Genomic DNA, 22,883 nt, shown 5'->3' on the forward strand with positions numbered 1-22,883 from the left:
ATTAGTTATTTTTTTCTCATAAAGACTCATTTTTTGATTTTAAAAAAATATTCTAAAAAATAGAAAATCAGAGAAAATCAGAGAAAATCAGAGAAAATTTAAGAAAAATAGAGAATTTTGCAAGTAAAAAGCAGCACATCGAGATGAACTGCTTTGTTAAACAATTGGTAAAATTAGCTTAGCCCGTATTACGTAAACCAGCAGCAATACCTGCAATACTTACCATAAGTGCATGGTCAACAGGAGTATGTTCTGCCTGACGCTCAGCGAGATAATCTCGGCGGCGTTTCATGAGTTCAGCCTGTAAAAGATGCAAAGGAAGTAAGTATGGTTTACGAACCTGCATTGATTGATCAAGAACTTCGTTATTGCTAAGAAGCTTTGATTCATCTTTCAATTTAAGTAGTGTTTCAACAGCATCTTTTAAGCGCTGACGTAATTGATTACCGAGCACTTTTAAATCTTCATCTTCAGTCAAATGAGACTCGTAATAGAGTGCAATGTTGGCATCGGATTTAGACAATACCATTTCCAGCATATCAATCAGCGTCTGGAAATAAGGCCATTGCTGGAGCATTTCATCAAGCGTTGCTTTTTGCTGATCGGCAATCACTTCATTAATTGCAGCACCAGTACCTAGCCATGCAGGTAACATCAAACGGATTTGAGTCCATGCAAATACCCATGGAATCGCACGTAAAGACTCAATACCACCACTCACTTTACGTTTTGCTGGACGCGAACCTAGTGGCAACATTTGTAACTCAAGCTCAGGGGTAACAGTACGTAAATATTTTACGAAGTGTGGGTTTTCACGCACTGTTTGACGATACACCTTAACAGAATGATCTGTCATACGGTTCATGATTTCACGCCACTCGGCTTTAGGCTCTGGTGGCGGTAATAAAGTCGCTTCGAGTGTTGCTGCGGTATAGATTTCAAGGTTTTGCATGGCAATTCCTTCTAAACCGAACTTGAAGCGAATCATTTCACCTTGTTCTGTAACACGAATTGCACCAGAGATAGAGCCAGGGGGTTGTGAAAATAGTGCCTGTTGGGTTGGAGCACCACCGCGACTGATTGAACCACCACGGCCGTGGAACAGAGTCAACTGTACGCCGTGTGTTTGAGCAATTGCAGTCAGCTCTTCTTGAGCACGATATTGGGCCCAGTTAGCCGACATGAAGCCAGCATCTTTTGCAGAGTCGGAGTAACCGATCATGACTTCGTGTTTACCCTGAATGTGCTGCTTATACCAATGCATATTGAACAGCGTATTTATGGTAGTTGCAGCGCCATCTAAATCTTTTAAAGTTTCAAATAGAGGAACTACACGTAAAGGATGTTGAATACCTGCTTCTTTTTGCAACAGCAATACAGCTAAAACATCACTTGGATATTCAGCCATAGAAATAATATAAGCCCCTAAAGATTCAGGCGGTTGGTCTGCCAAAGTACGCATGGTTGCAAATACTTCTTGGACATCTGGGTGTCCAATCAAACTGCCTTCAGGTTCATTAATATATTTCGGTAAAAGCGGGCGTTTACTTTGTAACTCCTGAATCAGGAAGTTTTGGCGCGCTTGTTCAGTCCACGATTCAAAATTACCTAAACCTAAATATTCGGTAATTGCTGAAATCGCTTGGCGGTGACGACCTGATTCTTGGCGAATGTCGAGTTTAAGTAGTTCGATACCAAAACAGTTCACACGGTAAATAAAGTCGAGAAGTTGACCATTCGCAATCTCAGGCAAGTTGCTGTCGATTAAAGAGCGATAGCACAGCAATAATGGTTGTAAAAGCTCATCTTTGCTTTTAATGACATTGCTGTCGTCTGCTTCTAAGCCTTGCAAGCGTTGAGCTAACCAGTGGCGAGTCGCTTTTAAGCGTTCGCGTGTTGCACGTAAATATTCACGATAAGGTTCTGCATGTTGGTTACCAATAGCCTGAATCATTTCTTCGGAACAGGTTTGGATCGAAAGTTCCCAACGTAAGTTTTCGATATCTCTTAGGTAAAGGTCGGCAGCTTGCCAGCGTGATAACCACAGCACTTCTTGTGTAATTTGATGAGTAACATTTGGGTTGCCATCACGGTCTCCACCCATCCAAGATGCGAAACGTACCGGTGCAATGTTAAGTGGTAAGTTTTGTTGGCAATTTTCTTGGACCAACTCATTTAACTCGCGAACAAATTTAGGTACAGCATTCCAGAGCGTTTGTTCGATGGTTGCAAAGCCCCATTTTGCTTCATCAACAGGAGTCGGGCGGTGTTGACGAATTTCATCTGTTTGCCATGCTGAACTAATTTGTTGTTTTAAGTTGGCAAGCGCGCTTTGACGTTCACGTGGAGTAAGTTTTTGCTGATCAAGCTGTGAAAGGCAGGCATTGATATCATCATATTTTTGAATGAGAGTACGCCGGCTGACTTCAGTCGGATGTGCTGTAAGGACTAGCTCAATATTAAGATCACAAATTTGCTGGAATAGTTTTTCTGTCGAAATACTTTTGTCTTTAAATTTTTGAAATAGATGAACAAGTGGATTTGGAGAATTAGCCTCCGAATCAAACTCTGCCTGTCTGCGGCTACGCACTACATGATATTGCTCGGCAATATTGGCAAAATTTAAAAAATGAGAAAAAGCGCGGGTAAGAGGTAATAGCTCTTCATCGGGCAATTCTAAAAATAATTGTTCTAATTGCTTTTCGGCTTCAGCTTGACCATCACGTGCACCTTTGGCAAGAGCACGGATTTGCTCGATCTGATTAAACAGTTCTTGTCCTGCATGTTGTTTTAGGGTTTCACCTAACAAATTGCCAAGTAAACGGACATCCTCACGCAGTGGCGCATCGATTTGCTGAACCATGCTATTTTCTCCTGTTCTTATTCTTATCGAATATAGCGCGATTAACAAACATTCCAAGCTTTGAGCGTAAGAAAATGTGAATTTTTGCTTAAAAAATAACATTTAATTCGCTTATTGCGACTTAAAAGTAGACATGCACTCAGTGCAACTTTTAGCAATCGGACTTTGGTTTAATTCCGATATTTGAGCAGGAATAACGTAATTGCATCTCGAATAATTCGCTCTAGCTCTTGTGCATTAGGTACAGCAATAATTCTAAGTAGAACCTTATGGTGACGTACACCAAGCAACAAAGTTAAAAGAAGCTCTGTTTGATAAATTGGATCATCGGCTTGGATAAAACCTAATTCAGCTGCTTTTTGGAAGAAAGCAGCTAACTGATTTTGAAGTCGAGTATGAGATGCAGTAAAAAATTGTTCAGCTAAAGGGCTTTGTTCTGCTGCGAGTTCAAATAATACATGTTCAAGCTTTAGTGCTTCAGGTGAATAAATAATCTGTAAGGCGCGTGAACATACAATAAAGAGTGCTTGATAAAAGTCTGCTGATGCATCTAATTCAAATTGTTTAGGACTCAATGTCTCTTCACAGGTTTCTGTAATCGCACAGATAAACAGGTTCGCTTTGTCCTGAAAGTGGTTATATACCGTGAGTTTAGTGACACCTGCTTCCTGTGCAATCTGGTTCATGCTAGTACCGTGATAGCCAGATTTTAAAAAAATAGCTTTCGCGGCTTGTAGGATACGAGCACGTTTTTCTAGATCTTTGGGGCGACCACTTTGATTAACTGTTTGCACAAAATCCTCTGATAAAAATTTAAAAAAATAGCAATTTATAAGTTTTTCTTTAATTAATGTACCGATGAGTATATTAATTAAAAAATAAACAATTTATGATGCAAGCATATTGTGCCTTAAAAAATCAGTTTGAATAAGAGCGATAAGATATGAATCTGTTAAAACCTCTCATCATGAGTATGGTGATTGTTTGTACGGTCACATTAATGGGGTGTAGTAAAGAAGCCCCAAAAACAGAAGAAATACCCTATGTGATGGTGGCTCAACCCTTGACCACCCTCAATGAACAAAAAAGCTATGCAGGGGATGTGCAGGCCAGACAACAAACGGCTTTAGCATTTCGGGTCGGTGGACAGGTTACGGCACGTTATGTAGATGTCGGTGATCGAGTTAAAGTCGGACAAGTTTTAGCAAAGCTTGACGTGGCAGATGCTCAGCTACAATTAAATGCCGCTAAAGCCCAACTGGACAATGCACAGGCTTCAGCAAAAACAGCAGCAGATGAACTTAAACGTTTTCAGCAATTATTGCCGATTAATGCGGTGAGCCGTTCGCAATTTGATACGGTAAAAAATCAATATGACGCTGCACAAGCGGCTCTACAGCAAGCTCGTTCTAACTATGAAGTTTCTGCAAACCAAACAGGTTATAACCAACTCGTTTCCAATAAAAACGGGGTGATTACTGTGCGAAACATTGAAATTGGACAAGTGGTTGCTGCGGGTCAAGCGGCTTATCAACTGGCCATTGATGGAGAGCGTGAAGTTGTCATTGGCGTGCCAGAACAAGCGGTTGCCGAGATCAAGGTTGGCCAAGCAGCTTGGGTAACTTTATGGTCTAAACCGAATGACCGATTTGTTGGTTATGTGCGCGAAGTTTCCCCAGCGGCGGATCAGTCCCGTACATTTACAGTCAAAGTTGCACTCAAAGAAGGTCAATCTGCTATTCAGCTTGGACAAAGTGCACGCGTATTTTTTAGCTCGACTCAAACCAATGTGATGAGTGTCCCACTTTCGAGTGTTTCGGCAACAGATAATCAGCCTTATGTCTGGGTGGTTAATGCGAATCAGACTTTACGTAAAGTACCTGTAACGATTGGTGCATATGGCAAAGATAGCGTACCTGTGTTATCAGGTTTGGCCCCAAACGATTGGGTCGTGATTGGCGGTGTACATTTGCTACGTGATAAACAGAAGATTCATCCGATTGACCGTGAAAACCGCGGGGTGAAAATTCAGGGAGCAACCCAGCCATGAAATTCAATCTCTCGGAATGGGCATTAAATAATAAAGGCATCGTCCTTTATTTTATGCTGTTGCTTGGCATTATTGGTGCAATCTCTTATTCAAAATTATCACAAAGTGAAGACCCACCCTTTACCTTTAAGGTAATGGTGGTACAGACCTACTGGCCTGGGGCGACTGCCAAAGAAGTTTCTACTTTAGTTACGGACCGTATCGAAAAGGAACTCATGACAACAGGGCAGTATGACAAGATTATGGCTTACTCCCGTCCAGGCGAGTCGTTGGTCACTTTTGTGGCCAAGGATTCACTTACTTCTGACAAGATTCCCGATGTTTGGTACAACGTTCGTAAGAAGGTCAATGATATACGCCATGAACTACCAAACGGTGTACAAGGTCCATTTTTCAATGACGAATTTGGAGACACTTACGGCAATATTTATGTACTGACAGGCAAAGACTTTGACTATGCGCTTTTAAAAGAATATGCAGATCGTTTGCAATTACAGCTTCAACGCGTCAAGGATGTCAGTAAGGTTGAACTCATTGGTCTACAAGATCAAAAAATCTGGATTGAGATTTCTAACACCAAAGCGGTACAGCTTGGTATTCCGGTGACTGCGATTCAAGATGCCTTACAAAAGCAAAACAGTATGGCAAGTGCAGGTTTTTTTGAAACAGGCACAGACCGCATTCAGATTCGCGTAAGTGGTCATTTACAAAACATTGATGAAATTAAGAAAATGCCTTTACTGGTAGGTGATAAAACCATTCAGCTCGGAGATGTCGCTGATGTCTACCGTGGTTTTAGTCAACCTGCTCAGCCACGTATGCGTTTCATGGGTGAAAATGGCATTGGTATTGCTTTATCGATGCGTAAGGGCGGTGACATTATTGCTTTGGGTAAAAATCTCGACACAGAATTTGCCCAACTGCAAAAAACTTTGCCTTTAGGCATGAAGCTCCAAAAAGTTTCTGACCAACCTGTAGCAGTACAACGCAGTATTCATGAGTTTATAAAGGTACTCGCTGAAGCAGTTATTATTGTCTTGTTAGTGAGTTTTTTCTCTTTAGGTTTCCGTACAGGATTGGTTGTCGCTTTTTCTATTCCTTTAGTTTTAGCAATGACCTTTGCGGGTATGAGCCTATTCGATGTTGGCCTACATAAGATTTCACTGGGTGCCTTGATTCTGGCGCTGGGTCTGTTAGTCGATGACGCCATTATTGCCGTCGAGATGATGGCAATTAAGATGGAGCAGGGTTATAGCCGAATTAAAGCCGCCGGATTTGCGTGGAAAACAACAGCGTTTCCAATGCTCACCGGAACACTGATTACTGCGGCTGGTTTCTTACCGATCGCTACGGCTCAATCTGGTACAGGTGAATACACTCGCTCTATCTTTCAGGTGGTGACGATTGCCTTATTAGTCTCTTGGGTTGCAGCAGTTTTATTTGTACCTTATTTAGGCGAAAAGCTATTACCCGATTTTACTAAAACAGGTCATCAAGCACCTTGGTATGTCCGTTTATGGGCGAGGTTAACCAAAAAACCGCAACCACAAACTGTGGCCATTTCACAGGACCATCACTACGATCCTTACCAATCTAGCTTCTATTTACGTTTTAGAAAGATGGTCGAGTTTTGTGTGACTTACCGTAAAACCGTAATTGCGACAACGGTGGGTATTTTTGTGATATCTGTGTTGATGTTTAAGATCGTTCCTCAGCAGTTTTTCCCACCTTCGAACCGTGCCGAGATTTTAGTCGATTTAAAACTTGAAGAAGGCGCTTCCTTAACAGCGACAGAACAAGCTGTGAAAAAGGTTGAAAAATTCCTGTCTAAACAAAAAGGTATTGATAACTATGTGGCATATGTCGGTACAGGTTCACCACGTTTTTATTTACCGTTAGACCAGCAATTACCGCAAGCCAGCTTTGCTCAGTTTGTTGTACTCGCATCATCGCTTGATGATCGTGATGAAATTCGACGCTCATTAGACACACAAATTAAGCAATTACTTCCGCAAGTTCGTACTCGCGTGTCATTACTGGAAAATGGCCCACCTGTTGGTTATCCATTGCAATATCGTGTGTCGGGTGAAGATCAAAATCTGGTCCGTCAAGAGGCACAGAAAGTCGCTAAACTGGTTAGCGAAAATCCAAATACCACCAATGTGCATTTAGATTGGGGTGAGCCGAGTAAGATTATTTCAATTCAAATTGACCAAGATCGTGCTCGACAAATGGGTGTTTCTAGTGTTGATTTAGCGAACTTCATTAATGCATCAATTACAGGGAGTGCGATTGAGCAATATCGTGAAAAGCGTGAACTCATCGAAATCCGTTTACGCGGTGATCAGAGCGAACGAGTTGAAGTGGCTTCCCTAGCAAGTTTAGCTGTACCAACAACCAACGGAACGACTGTGCCTTTAGCCCAGATTGCTAAAATTGAATATAAGTTTGAAGATGGTTTAATTTGGCATCGTAACCGCTTACCAACCATTACTGTTCGCGCAGATATCCGCACTCAATTACAACCAGCTACAGTGGTTGGCGAGTTAGCTGAATCAATGGATAAGTTACGTACTGAATTACCAAGTGGTTATCTGGTTGAAGTTGGTGGAACTGTAGAAGAGTCTGCACGTGGGCAAAATTCCGTTAATGCGGGTATGCCACTGTTCTTGGCTGTGGTCATGACATTACTGATGATTCAGCTCAAAAGCTTATCACGCGCGACCATTGTGTTGTTAACAGCTCCGCTGGGTTTAATTGGTGTGGTTTTATTCTTGCTCCTATTTAACAAACCATTTGGCTTTGTGGCGATGTTGGGCACAATTGCGCTCTCTGGGATGATCATGCGTAACTCGCTTATTTTGATTGATCAAATTGAACAAGACAGGCAAGCAGGGCATCCAACATGGGAAGCAATTATTGAGGCGACAGTGCGTCGATTCCGTCCGATTATTTTGACTGCTTTAGCCGCAGTTTTGGCCATGATTCCACTTTCACGAAGTATTTTCTTTGGTCCGATGGCAGTTGCGATCATGGGCGGATTGATTGTTGCCACCTTACTGACATTATTTTTCTTACCTGCGCTCTACGCAGCGTGGTTTAAGGTGAAAAAAACCGCATAAAATACATAAATTTTTTGTGAATAAAGGTGCGAAATATTGAAAACTCCAATATAGTAGCACCTGTCTTTACACAAAAAATACAGGATTATTTCACTGCATAAAAAATAGGCTAAGTGCAGTGAATTGAGGTGAAATACAGATGGGGCAAGACCATATCGAACAGCATCGCCGTTATATAGTAATTTCTTATGCGTTCATGTTTCTTGCATTGTTTACGGTTATTTTTGCGGCCTTTGCTTATTTGGTCGCTCGTAAAGTGGCGGTTGTAGATAATGCAGAAGTTTGGATTCATGCGCATGCACTATGGATTATGCGAAACGGGATTCTATTTCTTTGTATGGCAATTTTTGCTGCGGTCTGGTTTATTCCGCTCTTCTTTTTTGCATGGGACAGTAACCTTTGGGTAACCGCCTCTACGGTTGCTGGTGTAGTATTTAGCGCTATTGCGTGGTTATTTCTATTAAATGCATGGTTAAAAGGCTTGTCTAAATATTTAAAAAATAAGGCAGTTTTTTAATATATCTATTTTTTAAACATTTTACCCTTGTAAATTCGGCTAAAGCCCCCCATTTAGTCGGCAATAGAGTATTGATAAAATTCCGTGAGGAGCACCGCCAAAAATGGCTAAACGTGATTATTATGAGGTTTTAGGCGTTTCAAAAACCGCAAGTGATGATGAGATCAAAAAAGCCTACCGTAAATTGGCGATGAAATATCATCCAGATAGAAACCCTGACAATGCCGAAGCTGAAGATAAATTTAAAGAAGCTGCTGAAGCTTATGAAGTTTTATCGGACAGCGAAAAGCGCAGCATGTACGATCGCATGGGTCATAATGCGTTCGAAGGCGGCTTTGGTGGCGGCGGTGGTGGTGGTTTCGGCGGATTTAGTGCAGAAGACATTTTCAGCCAGTTCGGTGATATCTTCGGTGGTGCATTCGGTGGTGGTGGACGTCAACAGCGTCAACGTCGCGGATCAGATTTACGTTATGTAATGGAACTTACCCTTGAAGAAGCTGTAAAAGGGGTGAAAAAAACCATTACTTTTACTGCTCCAGCACCATGTGATGTGTGTGATGGTAAAGGCTCTAAAAATCCAAAAGATGTTGAAACTTGTAAAACTTGTCATGGTTCAGGACAAGTTCGTATGCAGCAAGGTTTCTTCTCTGTACAACAAACATGTGGTACTTGTCGTGGCCAAGGTAAAATTATTAAAAACCCTTGTCAGGCATGTCATGGTTCAGGTGTAGCCGATCGCCAGCAAACGTTGGAAGTTACAATTCCAGCGGGTGTAGATAATGGTGACCGCGTTCGTTTGAGTGGCAAAGGCGAAGCAATTCGTGATGGCCAATCAGGTGACTTGTACGTTGAAGTGGTTGTTCGCGAACACGAAATTTTCCAACGTGATGGTGCCGATCTTTATATGGATGTACCAGTAAGCATTGCTGATGCTGCACTGGGTAAAGAGCTTGAAATTCCAACATTGGAAGGTCGCGTTAGCTTGAAGATTCCTGAGGGAACTCAAACAGGCAAATTATTCCGTTTACGTGGCAAAGGCGTTCGTCCAGTACGTAGCAGCATGGTAGGTGATTTACTCTGCCGTATTGTGATTGAAACACCGGTCAACTTAAATTCTCGTCAACGTGAATTACTTAAAGAGTTGCAAGCTTCTTTTGATGGCGAAGACAGTGCTTCTTCACCAAAGAAAAAATCATTCTTTGATCGTTTGTTCGATTAATACGTGATTAGATAAGAAATTAAAAAGAAGGCGGATATTGATAAAATATCCGCCTTTTTATTGCGCTGATTCATCTTATTATTTTTATTCTGCTTAAAAGTAAATTACGTCTGCTTACTCTGTAGGGTGAGCAACATCGATGTCGTCAACACTTACAGTCGGTTCGCTAGAAGCAAGAGTCGGAGCACTTTCGATAGCTGGTGAGGCTACTGTTACTGCCTGTACGGCTACTTTAGGTACTTCTGCTGTTGTTTCGCCAATAATCGGGTCAATATCTTCAACTTTAACGTCTGTATTGGCATCGGTTGCTACACTTGGTTGAGCTGTAGGCGCTGCTGTTTGAGTGCTTACGTTAGTTGTAATACGTGCTTTAGATAAGCTCTCTAATGTGTCTCCTGGCTGGATTGCAGGCTCTGCAAACGCCACTGAACTCATAATCCCCATCATCACTGTGAAGCCAATAATTCTCGAATGCATGCTGAACTCCTTATAGTCATCTTTTTTTCATTCGTGGCTGAGTAGTGTGCCGATCAATTCTTTAACTTTTGTGAAAACAGATTAAATTTCAGCTGATATTAAAAAATAATTTTTACTTTTTATCGTGAGCAAAGAGTTTTGATATAGTAGACAAATTACGTAAAACAGAAGATTGGAAAGGATTATGTCAGCAGCTCCACGCATTGGTGTTTTAGGTGCAGGCGGTCGTATGGGCCGTACGCTTATTCAAGCAGTTCAACAGGCAGGCTATCAATTGGCTGCTGCAGTAGAGCGTCCGGAAAGTAGTTTGGTCGGCACTGACGCAGGTGAGCTTGCTGGTATTGGTTCAGTGGGTGTGAAGGTTTCAGGAAGCTTGTCAGATGTTCTGAAAGACTGCGATGTAATTATTGATTTTACTGCGCCGGTTGCGACTGCTCAGCATTTGAAGCTTTGCCGTGAAGCTGGGGTTGCCATGGTTATTGGCACAACAGGTATGTCAGATGAGCAAAAAGCTGAGTTAGACGAAGTTGCGACTCATACACCTGTGGTTTACGCTGCGAACTATTCGGTAGGCGTAAATGTATCAATCAAGTTACTTGAGCTTGCAGCAAAAGTATTTGGCGATACAGTAGATATTGAAGTCATTGAAGCTCATCACCGTCATAAAGTAGATGCGCCGTCAGGTACAGCGCTAATGATGGGTGAAGCGATTGCAGATACTTTAGGCCGTAACCTAAAAGAAGTTGCTGTTTATGGACGTGAAGGACACACAGGCCCGCGTGACCGTCAAACGATTGGTTTTGAAACTATCCGTGGTGGTGATATTGTTGGCGAACACACTGTGATGTTCATTGGTGAGGGTGAGCGCGTTGAAGTGACTCATAAAGCAACGAACCGTATGAACTTTGCTGCTGGTGCAGTACGAGCTGCGGCATGGGTTGTGGGCCGTGAAGCGCGTAAATATGACATGAAAGATGTTTTAGGATTGAACGACGTACAGGTTTAAAACCCTGTCCGTATTCCATGTGTAGCGAGAAAAACAAGATAGAGCAGAACATGAATAAAAAACAAATTGCCCTGACCACTCTTCTTTGTTTAAGTAGCCTCTGGACGGGGGCTGCTTCTACAGAAAAAGCTAAATTAAGCTTAGACCGCAATAATATTAAAGTCTGGACCTATCAGAAGACTGATAATCCAGTCTTTCAATATAAAGCAGAAACGACATTTGATGTGCCACTCGAACGTGCTGTCGCCGTGATTTTAGATGTGAATCGTGCCGATCAGTGGGTGCCTTATATGGGCAAAGTTGAAATGTTGTCTCAAGATGAGAAAAAAGGTGAGTTCACACTGTATATGGTGTTGGATTTTCCATTTCCTTTGAAAGATCGTGATGTGGTTGTAAAAGGAAAAATGAGCAAGGCTGCAAATGGCGTTGTGACAATTAAAAATACTGCAATTAGCGGAAATTATCCGATACAACCCGATGTGGTGCGCTTAACACGCTATGAAGGGGACTGGACATTCCAGAAACTTGCAAATAATAAGGTGAAAGTAACCACCAGTGGTTATGCTGACCCAGCTGGTGCAATTCCATTAAGTTTTGTGAATATGTTTGTTCAACAGCAGCCTTACCAGATGTTGCTTAAAATGAAGCGAGAAGTAATGAACCCTATTTATGAACAGCCTAAACTGCCTGATATTTTAAAATAAATAAAGCATAAAAAAGCGCCTGATTTCAGGCGCTTTTTATTAATCTGAACACTGCTGTAATGCTTGGGCGGGACTACTCTCGCGTTTGATCTGGAATAACACCAATAACAAACCTAACCCTGCTAACAATGCACCAGCAAATGATACTGCGCTATAACCCCAACCTAAATCGAGTACTAATGCGCCTGCTGCTGCTCCAACTGCGTTACCTAAGTTAAAGGCACCGATATTTACTGAAGAAGCAAGGCCTGGTGCTTCGTGAGCGACAGACATTACTCGCATTTGTAAAGGTGGAACTAAAGCAAAGGTTGCTGCACCCCAGATTACTAATGCAATGGCTGCTCCAATTTGGCTTTGTGCAAGGATTGGGAAAATCACCATCATCACAATCAACAGAACCAAGAAGCCAATCAGGGTTTTATTGATAGACAAATCTGCAAAGCGACCACCTAAATGGTTACCAATTGAGAAACCGACACCAATCAACATCAGCATAAACGTAATGAAGGTCGGTGAAGCATGCGTAAACTCAGTCAAACTTGGCGCAATATAGGTATAGAGCGTAAACATTGCACTTGCACCGAGTACGGTGGTGAGTAGAGCAAGTATTACAGGAGTGCGCGTTAACACTTTTAACTCAGCTTTCACATTCGGTTTCTGGGCAACCATACCTTGTGGTAATGCTTTCCATAAAGCGAGCATAGTAATCACACCAAGCAATGAAATCGCAAGGAAAGACATACGCCAGCCAATGTTTTGCCCAACCCATGTTGCCAAAGGTACACCGCCAATATTGGCAATGGTTAAGCCCATAAACATGGTTGCTACAGCACTGGCCTGTTTATGTGCGGGCACAATGCTTGCTGCTACAACTGAACCGATCCCGAAGAAAGCACCATGGTTCAGGCTTGTGATGAGACGCGCACCTAATAAGCTCATATAGCTTGGTGAAAATGCCGCTATCAGGTTACCTACCGTAAAGATCGCCATCAGAAAGATAAGCGCATTACGTCGTGCAAAACCACCAAACCATAGGGTCATGAACGGAGCACCTAGCATGACGCCAAGTGCATAGCCCGTAATTAACATTCCGGCTGTTGGAATTGAAATCCCTAAATCATTAGCGATATTCGGCAATAATCCCATTGGTGAGAATTCCGTGGTGCCAATGGCAAAGGCGCCAATTGCCAATGCCAATAACGAGAATGCCGTATTTGATTGAGTGTTCATGAGTTTAGTCCCAAACTGGTGCCCATGGCTCTGGGCTAACTTCACGACTGTTACGATCAAGTTCGGCAATCATTTGCATTTCAGCTGAAGTTAACTCGATATCCTGTGCTTTTAAATTGCTCATCAGGTTTTCACGTTTAGTCGAAGATGGAATGACTGCAAAACCGCGTTGCAATGCCCATGCCAGTGCAATTTGCGCTGTCGTTGCTTGATGAGCTGCTGCAATTTTAGCTAGAACTGGGTCTTGAAGCACTTTACCGTACGCAAGCGTCATATATGAAGTGACATCAATATTCTTCTCTTGTAAGAAGTTCACAAGTTTGTGGTTTTGAAGATAAGGGCTTAGCTCAATCTGATTAGTTGCAATATGCTCTGCACCAATTGTGTCAATTGCTTGTTGGGTAAGCTCAATATTGAAGTTTGAGATACCAATTTGTTTAGTAAGGCCTTGTTGCTTTGCCTCAAGTAAAAGCTGCATGATTTCAGGAATCGAAACGCCTAAGTCCGGTGCTGGCCAGTGAATCAACGTTAAATTGACATGGTCAGTACGAAGCTTTTGTAAGCTCTCTTTTAAGCTTGGAATAAACTTATCTTGAGCAAAATTATCTACCCAGATTTTTGTGGTTAAAAATAAATCCTGACGTGATATGCCGCTTTCAGCAATGGCTTGACCAATCGCTGCTTCATTGTCATAAATTTGAGCAGTATCAATTGCACGGTAACCTACATCTAAAGCATTTTTAACCGAATCAATCACCGCTTGCTCTTTTAGACGGAAAGTTCCTAGGCCAAAACGTGGGATATTCATGTGTTCACCTGAATTTAAATAATTGTTTAACTTGAGATGCATTTTGCTCGGATTATTGTTGCGAAAAAATAGATGAATAAGCAAAATATCTTTGATCATTAGTCAATAATAGAATAAGCCATGAAATCAACAATTGAAGAACTTGTTGCCTTTATCACAATTATTGATACAGGCTCATTTGTAGCTGCAGCAGAGCATTTAAAACAAACACCTTCGGGGGTCAGTCGCTCTTTAACACGCTTAGAGACTAAGTTAGATGTGACCTTGTTAGAGCGAACGACACGTAAGTTGAAACTGACTCAAGAAGGGCAACAGTTTCTGGTAAAGGCCCGTAAAATCTTAAATGAGCTGAATGCAGCTGAAGAAGAACTACAAAAATCTGATCAGGGTACGGCAGGACTCATTCGTATTGATTCGGCTACTCCGTTTGTTTTACACGTGATTGCCCCATTAATGCATAAGTTTCGAGAGTGTTATCCAAATATTGAAATTGAGTTAAATAGCAATGATCAGGTGATTGACTTGCTGCAACATAAAACTGATGTGGCATTTCGGTTTGGGGAGCTTAATGATTCGAGTCTTCATGCCAAACTAGTTTGTAAAAGTCGCTTATTTATTGTGGCGAGCCCGGAATATTTAGTGATTAAGGGCACTCCAACACAACCAGAAGAACTCGAACAACATGATCTGATTGGTTTTACCAGACCTGCCTATATTAATAGCTGGCCGATTAAAGTCGGTGATGAATATTTTTTTGCACAAGCAAATATTAAAGCTTCTAGCGGTGAGACGGTACGCCAACTCACGATTAGAGGCCATGGTATTGCTCGGCTATCTGAATTTGAAGTTTGGAAAGATATTCAAGAAGGCCGATTGATTGCATTATTCGAAGACCAAATTGAACATCAATATCAAAGCATCCATGCTGTGTATTATCAACAAGAGCATCTACCAAAACGAATCCGTTTATTCATTGAGTTTTTGGTAGAACAGTTAAAAGATGGTTTTAAAAGCGCTCTCTAAAAGTAGCATACCCATCAGTTGGAAAATGAACTTCTAAAATTGGAGTGATTTGTCCCTCTGGGGAATGCTGTGCCAGAAAATAGCTTTTTTGCTGTTGTCGGCAAGTAAAATATAGTTTGGAATAGGCCGAATTCACCATGACAACTTCATTTGAGCTATTACGCTGATATTGATAATGAGAAATCGTACTAGACTCATCATCAGTGCGCTGCTCCATTTTATAGTCTTGTTGATTGGTTATTTTTAAATAACCTTCAATCAGGCTTTGGCAAACGGTATGCCTGTACTGCTCGTTTTGTGGCTCAGTTTGGCAACCTGCTAAAACAACAGTAAATAACAATATAGCTTTTAATTTCATGTTCTTGCTACTCTTGGAGTTGATTTATATAGCGTAAAGGTGTTCTATAAACCAGTACAGATACAGAAATTTTTAAAAAAGCAGCACAGAATGACTTTTCAATATCAGGTTCTTGCGAATCAATTAGCACATCGAATTTATCAAGATGAGCTCAAACCTCATCAAAAGCTGATTTCTTTACGAGATTTCTCTCGTCAGCACAGTATTAGCTTAAGCACGGCAAAAAGTTGCTATGAGTTGCTTGAGGCGAGGGGGCTCATTTATGTAAAGCCAAAGTCGGGTTATTTTGTGGTTGCTCGTACCCAGTCTAGCCCTATTCCTGATAGCCCCGATTTTTTGTCTTTACCTCGGCAAGTTTCAAATCTAGAGTTGCATAACCAAATTCAAGAAGCAGCCTTACAAAGCCATCTTGTACCGTTGGGTTCGATTCAGTTGACGCCGCATTTTATTCCGATAGAGGGTTTACGTCGTTCTATTCAACGAGCTTTAAAAAATTGCCAGCCCCAAGACTTTCTCTATTGTAATAAACAAGGACATGAGCAATTAAGAAAAGCACTTTCTGATCATTGGCGTGAAGATGGAATCTTCATTGCGACGGAAGATATTTTTATTACCAATGGTTGCATCCCTGCTTTGTCTTTAGTGATTCAGCACCTAACAGAAGTAGGCGATAGTATTTTGATTCCGACACCTACTTTTAATGGGCAGCTACAGCTTTTAGCAAGTTTAAAACGGCAGATTATTGAAATTCCAGCGCATCATCGTGGCATTGATCTTGAACGTTTAGAATCATTGATGCAGCAGGGTTTGGCGAAGATTTGCCTGATGACAGCCAACTATCAAAATCCTTTAGGATATTGTTTAAGTAATGCAGAAAAACAAAAGATTGCTGAATTAGCTGCAAAGTATCAGTGCTTTATTATTGAAGACGATATTTTTGGTGAATGTGGCTACAGCAACGAACGCCCGCTACCGATTCGCTATTGGGACCGTGAGGGCTATGTCATTTGGTGTGGGTCGGTTTCTAAGTCGCTATCGAGCGCATATCGGGTAGGGTGGTTCTGCCTAAGTGCAAAGCTACAGCATTTAAGGCTTGAGCTGCTGGCAAGCAATATTGGCGTAAATACACCGCTACAATTAGGCTTAGCTGATTTTATTTATAGTCGTGGTTATCGAGAACATTTAGAGCAGCTACGACCCAATCTAATGCGACAAGTCGAGCAATATCGCAGTTGTATTTTAAGAGCCTTTGACGGCCTTCCGATTGCGTTAAGTCAGCCAGAAGGCGGCTATGCACTCTGGATACAGTTACCTAAGGACGTAGATACTTTAGCGCTGTATTACACTGCGAAAGCTCAAGGAATTACCGTGGTACCGGGCCATGTTTTTGGTGAGGATGAACGATATCGACATTTCATTCGTTTAAATGCGGGGCATGAATTAACAGCAGATGTCCGCCAAGCAATTAGTGACTTAGCGGACTGGTCACGACAACAGATGAAAACCGTAAGTTAGTATTTATTCTGCAAAGTCTGCTTTCAGCACAATGCGATAGCGTGCTTGACCTGAGTGTAAACGTTCAATTGCCTCATTAAGTTCTGACATTGGAAATAGCTCAATTTGAGGCGCAATTTTTTTGCGTGCCGCAAACTTTAAAAGTTGACGCAGGGCAGCTGGTGAACCCGTAGGTGAGCCTGTCACTGACTTAGCACCACTAATAAGTGAACCTACAGAGACAGGAACAGGTTCAAGGGTCAGCCCCAAGAAATGCAACGAACCGTTTGGTGCTAGCGTAGAAATGAAAGCACGCCAATTTAAAGTCACGTTTACTGTGCTGAGCAATAAATCAAATTTCCCTTTTTGTGCTGTTACCGCGTCTGTATCGCGGCTATTCACGACATGATCTGCTCCCATTGCTTTAAGTTCCTCTGTTTTATCAGGGTTGGAACTAAATGCAGTGATCTCACAGCCCCAAGCTTTAAGGAGCTTAATGGCTATATGACCTAAGCCACCAATGCCAATCACACCGACATGATGTGTTGCTTGAATCTTATGTTTAAGGAGTGGGTCAAAAACGGTAATTCCGCCACAAAGTAAAGGACCAGCACTTTCAGCGTCTAAATCATCAGGGAGGGGAATAGCCCACTGCCAGCCTGCACGGACTTTATCCGCAAAACCACCAGCATGTCCCACGATTGTTGCTACATTTCCGCCAGTACAAAGTACTTGCTGACCACCAATACATTCATCACAGGCTTGGCAACTTTCAGCGGTCCAGCCAATGCCGACACGTTGCCCGATTTGTAGACCTTTGGCTTCTGAACCCAAAGCAACAATTCGTCCAATAATTTCATGACCCGCAACCACAGGGTACACAGTTGAACGCCATTCATTGTTCAAAACAGAAATATCAGAATGACATAAACCACAGTATTCAACTTTTACCTCAACTTGATGCGGCTGCAATTCACCTGCGTCAAATTGGTAAGGAACCAGTTTCTCACCTGCCTGCATTGCAGCATAAGCCTGAATCGTATTATTGCTCATCGGAAACTCCTTAAGCGGCTTTGAACCGTTATGGTGGGTTATGAAGCTTTAAATTGACAATCGTTTTCATGATCATCGACCATGCCTACTGCTTGCATAAAAGCATAACAAGTGGTTGGGCCGACAAATTTGAAGCCATTCTTCTTAAGAGTTTTGGAAAGTTTTACGCTGAGTTCAGTTTGTGCAGGAGCCTTACGATAATCTACAACATCATTGTGTTGTGGAGCTGCATCTACAAACTGCCAAAGCCATGTTGGAACGTCACCCACTTGTGCTTTGAGCTCTTGCCAAGCAATTGCATTATCACGAATAGCTTTGAGTTTGCCTAAGTGACGAATTAAACCCGCATCTGATAATTTTAGTTCTAAAAAGTCATCTGTGAATGAAGCGATATCTGCAATTGGGTGATTAAAGAAGTGCTCTCGGTAACTTTCTCTTTTTTTGAGTACGGTAATCCAAGATAAACCAGCTTGCTGGCCTTCAAGGCAAAGCATTTCAAATAGTCGAGCTTCGTCGTGTTCTGGTTTGCCCCATTCTTCATCGTGGTAAGCAATATAGAGAGGATCGTTGGAACACCATCCGCAGCGTTGAGTTTTCATGTGATGATGCTCCTTATATTTATCTTAGAATTTTAAAGTTTAAACAGCACCCATTCATTTGGGCGCGTATCCCAATAATACAGTTCAGCTTGAGTTAAGTCTTCAAACTTTAGCCAAAAGTCTTTACCAACTTTATCTGAAAAACCGGTACTGATTAGCAGGGCATCATCACTGATTTCCATGATCCAGCCTTGATAGCTATTGCCATTTAAAATGATCTTTTGCTGATTGCCTGACTCGGCAAACTCTACTAAGCGATTGATCAGCGCTTCCGACATAAAGTGTTCCTAGCGTAAATAAGAATAAGGGTTAACAGCACCACGTCCTTTACCATCTAGATAAAGTCCGTAATGAAGATGAGGTGAAGTATAACGTGCATTGCCCGTATTACCGACATAACCGATTAGATCACCTTTTTTGATGTAGTCACCTACATTTAAGCCACGTTTGTGACCATCAAGATGAGCATAATAATGCCATGTTCCCGCTGGGCCTAAAATCCAGATGACTTTGCCACCTAAGTTGTTATTACGAAGATCGGCAACGAGTCCTTCGGTTGCACTGTACACTTTGGTTCCACGTGGAGCCAAAATATCAATTCCTTCGTGATTACGACCCTGACTGCGAGCAGCTCCCCATGTGTCTTTTAATTCATCTCGATCGACACCTTTCACTGGAACTGGAAGTCGATTCGGAAGCTGCATACTTTTGAGCTTGCTGACTTGAGCGGGTGGAAGAGGGGCAGGTTTTTTGGGTGCACTGGCACAGGCAGCCAATAGAATAATGAGAAAACCAAGTGAGAAATGAGAAACAAAACGTCGCACAAAATACTCCCTGTCACAGCCATATCAAAATTATTTTACCCACTATGTCACGAACGACTCGTCGAGATCAATTTTTTCATAGCTGTTGGAACACCTTTAGAAATAGCTTGTTCTGGGCTTAGCCATTGGCCTTCAAGTTCAATTGCTAGATGTTCTTTTTGGTCAGGTTCCACGTGGAACACATGAGCATTAAGTAACCATGTGAAGTGAGTGAAGCTATGACTAATTTGAAAGGTCTGTGGTTGAGGTTGCAGTTTAAATTGCTGACTTAAGCTTAGTCGCTCATGTTCATTTTCTAAAATAGGTAAACAGATTAAACCGCCCCATAGACCATGAGCTTGGCGTTGTTGCCAAAACCATTCGTCTTCGCACTGAATAATAAGAACATCTGCTGTTCTAACAGGTGGTGTTTTTTTCGGTTTTTTAAAAGGTAATTCTTGTTCTAAACCTTGCTGGTAAGCTTGGCAATGTTTTTGCATTGGACAATATAAACACAGCGGTTTTTTTGGCGTACAGATGGTCGCACCGAGATCCATAATTGCTTGAGTGTAATCATGGTTACGCTGGGTTGGGCAAAGCGCTTCAGCGAGTTTCCACATTTCACGTTCGTGTAGAGGTTTGCTTAAATCATCTTCAATAGCAAAGAAACGGGCTAAAACGCGTTTCACGTTGCCATCCATAATGACGCCGTACTGACGTAAACCCAAAGACATGAGCGCACCTGCGGTAGAGGGACCAATGCCGGGTAGTGCAATCCATTCTTCTAGTGTTTCAGGAAACTTGCCCTGTTGAGTAACAAGACCAGCAGCTTTATGCAAATTGCGTGCACGAGCGTAATAGCCAAGACCAGCCCAATAAGGCGCTACTTCATCCCAAGTTGCATGACCTAACGTCTCTACAGTGGGGAAGCGCTCCATAAAGCGTTCAAAATATTGCAGAACCGTTTTCACCTGAGTCTGTTGTAGCATAATCTCAGAAACCCAAACCTTATACGGATCATCTGCGACTTGCCAAGGCAAATCATGACGACCATGTTGATCGAACCAGTTTAAAAGGGCATCAGAAAAAGAAAATTCAGGCATGAACAGCTATAGACGAGAAGTAAGGGTTAAATTATAGCTGAAATTTAGATGAAATTTTGTTTAAAGCAAGCGAACAGCGAGAGTATGTTAAAACAGAGATTACCTGATAATGAGCAATCTCTGTTTCATGTATAAAAAGGATTAATCCTTTTGTACACCCCAACGTTGGTCAAGTTTCAACGGTTGGTTTTTGTAGTATGGAATGACATGAATGTGGAAATGATCAGAATTTTGTCCGAACACTTCACCATCATTGAAACCAATATGGAAACCGTCTGGTTGATGGCGAAGTTGTGTTTCGTGGCGCGCAATTTCAAGAAGTGTAAGCAAGCCTTGATGTTCTTTAGACGTGATATCAAAAAAAGAACGAACATGTCGTAGTGGTGTTACCACACAGTGGCCTTTAGATAGCGGATTAGAATCAGGCAAAATTACAGCAAATTCATTCTTATCAATGATGTCATATTCATCAAATTCGCAATACGGACATTTCTTGTCAGTCATTGTTGTATCCTCTCATGTTATTCCATTAAACCCCGAGTGCGGGAAATAAGACTAGGCTTTGCTCTAGCTCAACGGGAGTATAGTTATTGAAGTATGGTTTAAAAAATACAGTAAAAATATTGCAAAGTCATAAACATTTAAGGGAGCAAATGCGAAAAAACATTTGCTCCAAATTGGCTTCTTTTATTTTAAAGTACGATCTAACAAAGCGTACATTTTAGCAAGGCCTTGTTTTTCAGCTTCGCTATTGTAGCCAAGGTCTACACCGTTTGCTTTCGCTTTTTCATCTGCAAGCGGGTTACTAAAGCCATGTTTAGCACCTTCTAAAACCACTACTTCGTGTTTAACCTCAGCAGCTTGCATCTCTTTTTCAAAATTAGCAACATCTTCTAAGGTGACCATGCTGTCTAGTTCACCATGTAGTACTAAAACTTTACCTTGAATGCTGCCTTTTTGAGCAGGTGCTTTCGGAGCTAATGTAGCATGGAACGTTATAATTGATTTAAGTGGCGCACCTGAACGAGCAAGGTCTAATACGACTTTACCACCATAACAAAAGCCAATTGCAGCAAGTTTTTCACTATTTACTTCTGGTTGGGCCGCTAAAGTTTGAAGCGCTGCATTGGCACGATCAGTAACTGTGTCTAAATTTTCAAATGTTTGCATCATCCATTCATAGGCTTGAGCGGCAGTCGAGGTCACTTTTTTATCGCCATACATATCAATTGCAAGCGCAGCATAGCCATGTTCAGCAAGCTCACGTGCACGTTGTTCAGTATATTCGTTACGACCCCACCACTCAGGACCAACAATCACACCCGCAACAGGTGTTTCACTATCTGGAGCCGCAAAGTAACCAATTAAATGGCTGCCATCTGGTGCAGTATATTGAATTTCACGGGTTTTAATTGCTGTACTCATGACCTTAATCCTGAAATTTAAAGAGATTTAAACACGCTTGATTAAAGCATAAAAAGATAAAAGTAATATCAATAACTGTGTAAGAATCTACATCAAAAGAAAAGATAGAAAACTTCACGCAATAAAAAAGAAGGAAACGAGTTCCTTCTTTTTAGGTGATCATGATTAGGTTACGTTCTGCCTCGCGAAATGAATCCAATTACGGCGAGAATTACAGCCACAACTAATAAAATCACGGCAAAGTCTTTAGATAACCCTGCAACACCACCAAACCCTAATAGACTGGCAATGAGTGCAATCACTGCAAAAATGATAGCCCAACGGAACATATGCTGTTCTCCTTATTTTTTCATTGTCGTTTTACTATATAGCGTGTTTTTTGCACCGAATGTGTCGTTTATGTGGTTGAAATGTATATTAAACAATCATTTTGTGATGTTAGGAATACAGCTTCTTTTTTTGTAAGGATCACTTCAATGCTATACTTAAACACTGTTTTATCTCATCAGCTGCTAAAAAAATATGTCTACCGAGACCTCACTTCGTCCACTCTTCTGGAAAAACTATCCACTAGAGCAACTTACTCAAATTGAGTGGGAAGCTTTATGCGATGGGTGTGGTTTATGCTGTCTGGTTAAGCTTGAAGATGAAGATACTCATGAGGTGGCTTATACCAAAGTGGCGTGCAAGTTACTTGATTGTGGGACAGGGCGTTGTTCGGACTATTCAAATCGTCAGCAGCAAGTACCTGACTGCCTGCAATTAACGGTTGAATCTTTAAAAACAATTCACTGGTTACCATCGAGCTGTGCTTATAAACGTTTGAATGAAGGAAAAAATCTACCTTCTTGGCACTATTTGAATACAGGTTCTAGACAAAGCGTAGTTAACGCAAAAAAGTCAGTTGCGGGACGTTGTATTTCTGAAGTCGATGTTCATGAAGATGATCTTGAAGATTACGTTGTAAGATGGGTGCGTTAATATGCTCGTGATGGGCATTTTTAATTACAACGTATTATAAAGTAACAT

23 protein-coding genes are annotated in these 22,883 nt (G+C 41.6%); 9 read left to right on the top strand and 14 right to left on the bottom strand.

Annotated features, from left to right (window positions below; all coding sequences use genetic code 11):
- Positions 1-178 precede the first annotated feature (178 nt).
- Positions 179-2,863, bottom strand: coding sequence for a phosphoenolpyruvate carboxylase (ppc, locus tag NL42_RS06435; protein ID WP_461312164.1), 2,685 nt, complete (start codon positions 2,861-2,863; stop codon positions 179-181).
- Positions 2,864-3,033: 170 nt separating this feature from the next.
- Positions 3,034-3,657 (bottom strand): TetR/AcrR family transcriptional regulator, encoded by a 624-nt coding sequence (locus NL42_RS06440; protein WP_461312165.1) that lies wholly within the window; start codon positions 3,655-3,657, stop codon positions 3,034-3,036.
- 149 nt (positions 3,658-3,806) lie between these two features.
- Here NL42_RS06440 and NL42_RS06445 point away from each other — a divergent pair, with 149 nt between their 5' ends.
- The 4 genes from NL42_RS06445 (at position 3,807) to dnaJ (ending at position 9,771) form a co-directional block, all read left to right on the top strand.
- Positions 3,807-4,913 (top strand): efflux RND transporter periplasmic adaptor subunit, encoded by a 1,107-nt coding sequence (locus NL42_RS06445; RefSeq protein WP_461312166.1) that lies wholly within the window; start codon positions 3,807-3,809, stop codon positions 4,911-4,913.
- Positions 4,910-8,035, top strand: coding sequence for an efflux RND transporter permease subunit (locus tag NL42_RS06450; protein ID WP_461312167.1), 3,126 nt, complete (start codon positions 4,910-4,912; stop codon positions 8,033-8,035). Before NL42_RS06445 ends, NL42_RS06450 begins: the two co-directional genes overlap by 4 nt.
- Before the next feature lie 139 nt (positions 8,036-8,174).
- Positions 8,175-8,552 (top strand): hypothetical protein, encoded by a 378-nt coding sequence (locus tag NL42_RS06455; protein WP_016139760.1) that lies wholly within the window; start codon positions 8,175-8,177, stop codon positions 8,550-8,552.
- 103 nt (positions 8,553-8,655) lie between these two features.
- Positions 8,656-9,771: a molecular chaperone DnaJ gene (gene dnaJ, locus NL42_RS06460; RefSeq protein WP_336166885.1), complete on the top strand. Its 1,116-nt coding sequence runs from the start codon at positions 8,656-8,658 to the stop codon at positions 9,769-9,771.
- A 114-nt stretch (positions 9,772-9,885) separates the two neighbouring features.
- Here the strand turns inward: dnaJ and NL42_RS06465 are convergent, their stop codons facing one another.
- Complete coding sequence (locus NL42_RS06465) at positions 9,886-10,248, bottom strand: hypothetical protein (RefSeq protein WP_461312168.1); 363 nt, start codon at positions 10,246-10,248, stop codon at positions 9,886-9,888.
- Between the two features lie 184 nt (positions 10,249-10,432).
- Between NL42_RS06465 and dapB the strand changes: the two genes are divergently transcribed.
- A complete protein-coding gene (gene dapB / locus NL42_RS06470; RefSeq protein WP_016139763.1) occupies positions 10,433-11,254 on the top strand; it encodes a 4-hydroxy-tetrahydrodipicolinate reductase in 822 nt (273 codons plus the stop codon).
- A 50-nt stretch (positions 11,255-11,304) separates the two neighbouring features.
- Complete coding sequence (locus NL42_RS06475) at positions 11,305-11,958, top strand: START domain-containing protein (protein ID WP_461312169.1); 654 nt, start codon at positions 11,305-11,307, stop codon at positions 11,956-11,958.
- Between the two features lie 39 nt (positions 11,959-11,997).
- Here NL42_RS06475 and NL42_RS06480 read toward each other — a convergent pair whose 3' ends face one another.
- The gene (locus NL42_RS06480) at positions 11,998-13,188 is read right to left on the bottom strand and encodes an MFS transporter (protein ID WP_461312170.1); all 1,191 of its coding nucleotides are present in this window, start codon (positions 13,186-13,188) and stop codon (positions 11,998-12,000) included.
- Positions 13,189-13,192: 4 nt separating this feature from the next.
- Complete coding sequence (gene dkgB / locus NL42_RS06485) at positions 13,193-13,996, bottom strand: 2,5-didehydrogluconate reductase DkgB (protein ID WP_461312171.1); 804 nt, start codon at positions 13,994-13,996, stop codon at positions 13,193-13,195.
- Positions 13,997-14,116: 120 nt separating this feature from the next.
- On the opposite strand from dkgB, the gene NL42_RS06490 reads away from it, so the two are divergent.
- Positions 14,117-15,019 carry a LysR family transcriptional regulator gene (locus NL42_RS06490; RefSeq protein WP_461312172.1) on the top strand — a complete coding sequence of 301 codons (903 nt, stop codon included), beginning with the start codon at positions 14,117-14,119 and terminating at the stop codon, positions 15,017-15,019.
- On the opposite strand, the gene NL42_RS06495 is transcribed toward NL42_RS06490, so the two are convergent.
- Positions 15,003-15,377: a hypothetical protein gene (locus NL42_RS06495; protein WP_461312173.1), complete on the bottom strand. Its 375-nt coding sequence runs from the start codon at positions 15,375-15,377 to the stop codon at positions 15,003-15,005. The genes NL42_RS06490 and NL42_RS06495 overlap by 17 nt on opposite strands.
- A 90-nt stretch (positions 15,378-15,467) precedes the next feature.
- Here NL42_RS06495 and NL42_RS06500 point away from each other — a divergent pair, with 90 nt between their 5' ends.
- Positions 15,468-16,892 carry an aminotransferase-like domain-containing protein gene (locus NL42_RS06500; protein ID WP_461312174.1) on the top strand — a complete coding sequence of 475 codons (1,425 nt, stop codon included), beginning with the start codon at positions 15,468-15,470 and terminating at the stop codon, positions 16,890-16,892.
- A gap of 3 nt (positions 16,893-16,895) precedes the next feature.
- Here the strand turns inward: NL42_RS06500 and ahr are convergent, their stop codons facing one another.
- From ahr to NL42_RS06540, 8 genes are all read right to left on the bottom strand, one after another.
- Positions 16,896-17,924 (bottom strand): NADPH-dependent aldehyde reductase Ahr, encoded by a 1,029-nt coding sequence (ahr, locus tag NL42_RS06505; RefSeq protein WP_461312175.1) that lies wholly within the window; start codon positions 17,922-17,924, stop codon positions 16,896-16,898.
- Positions 17,925-17,962: 38 nt separating this feature from the next.
- Positions 17,963-18,523, bottom strand: a complete 561-nt coding sequence (locus NL42_RS06510; RefSeq protein WP_461312176.1) for a DNA-3-methyladenine glycosylase I — start codon at positions 18,521-18,523, stop codon at positions 17,963-17,965.
- A 32-nt stretch (positions 18,524-18,555) separates the two neighbouring features.
- Complete coding sequence (locus NL42_RS06515) at positions 18,556-18,801, bottom strand: hypothetical protein (protein ID WP_001287364.1); 246 nt, start codon at positions 18,799-18,801, stop codon at positions 18,556-18,558.
- Positions 18,802-18,810: 9 nt separating this feature from the next.
- Entirely contained in the window at positions 18,811-19,347 is a 537-nt protein-coding gene (locus tag NL42_RS06520; RefSeq protein ID WP_461312177.1) for a M23 family metallopeptidase, read from the bottom strand.
- A 47-nt stretch (positions 19,348-19,394) separates the two neighbouring features.
- A complete protein-coding gene (mutY, locus tag NL42_RS06525) occupies positions 19,395-20,429 on the bottom strand; it encodes an A/G-specific adenine glycosylase (protein ID WP_461312178.1) in 1,035 nt (344 codons plus the stop codon).
- Positions 20,430-20,570: 141 nt separating this feature from the next.
- Positions 20,571-20,933 (bottom strand): HIT family protein, encoded by a 363-nt coding sequence (locus NL42_RS06530; RefSeq protein ID WP_005300389.1) that lies wholly within the window; start codon positions 20,931-20,933, stop codon positions 20,571-20,573.
- 183 nt (positions 20,934-21,116) lie between these two features.
- Positions 21,117-21,854, bottom strand: coding sequence for a dienelactone hydrolase family protein (locus NL42_RS06535; RefSeq protein WP_461312179.1), 738 nt, complete (start codon positions 21,852-21,854; stop codon positions 21,117-21,119).
- 170 nt (positions 21,855-22,024) lie between these two features.
- Positions 22,025-22,183 carry a DUF1328 domain-containing protein gene (locus NL42_RS06540; RefSeq protein ID WP_002053759.1) on the bottom strand — a complete coding sequence of 53 codons (159 nt, stop codon included), beginning with the start codon at positions 22,181-22,183 and terminating at the stop codon, positions 22,025-22,027.
- A 193-nt stretch (positions 22,184-22,376) separates the two neighbouring features.
- Between NL42_RS06540 and NL42_RS06545 the strand changes: the two genes are divergently transcribed.
- Positions 22,377-22,835, top strand: coding sequence for a YcgN family cysteine cluster protein (locus NL42_RS06545; RefSeq protein WP_016139773.1), 459 nt, complete (start codon positions 22,377-22,379; stop codon positions 22,833-22,835).
- Positions 22,836-22,883 lie beyond the last annotated feature (48 nt).

Source organism: Acinetobacter sp. GN11, from assembly GCF_054823985.1.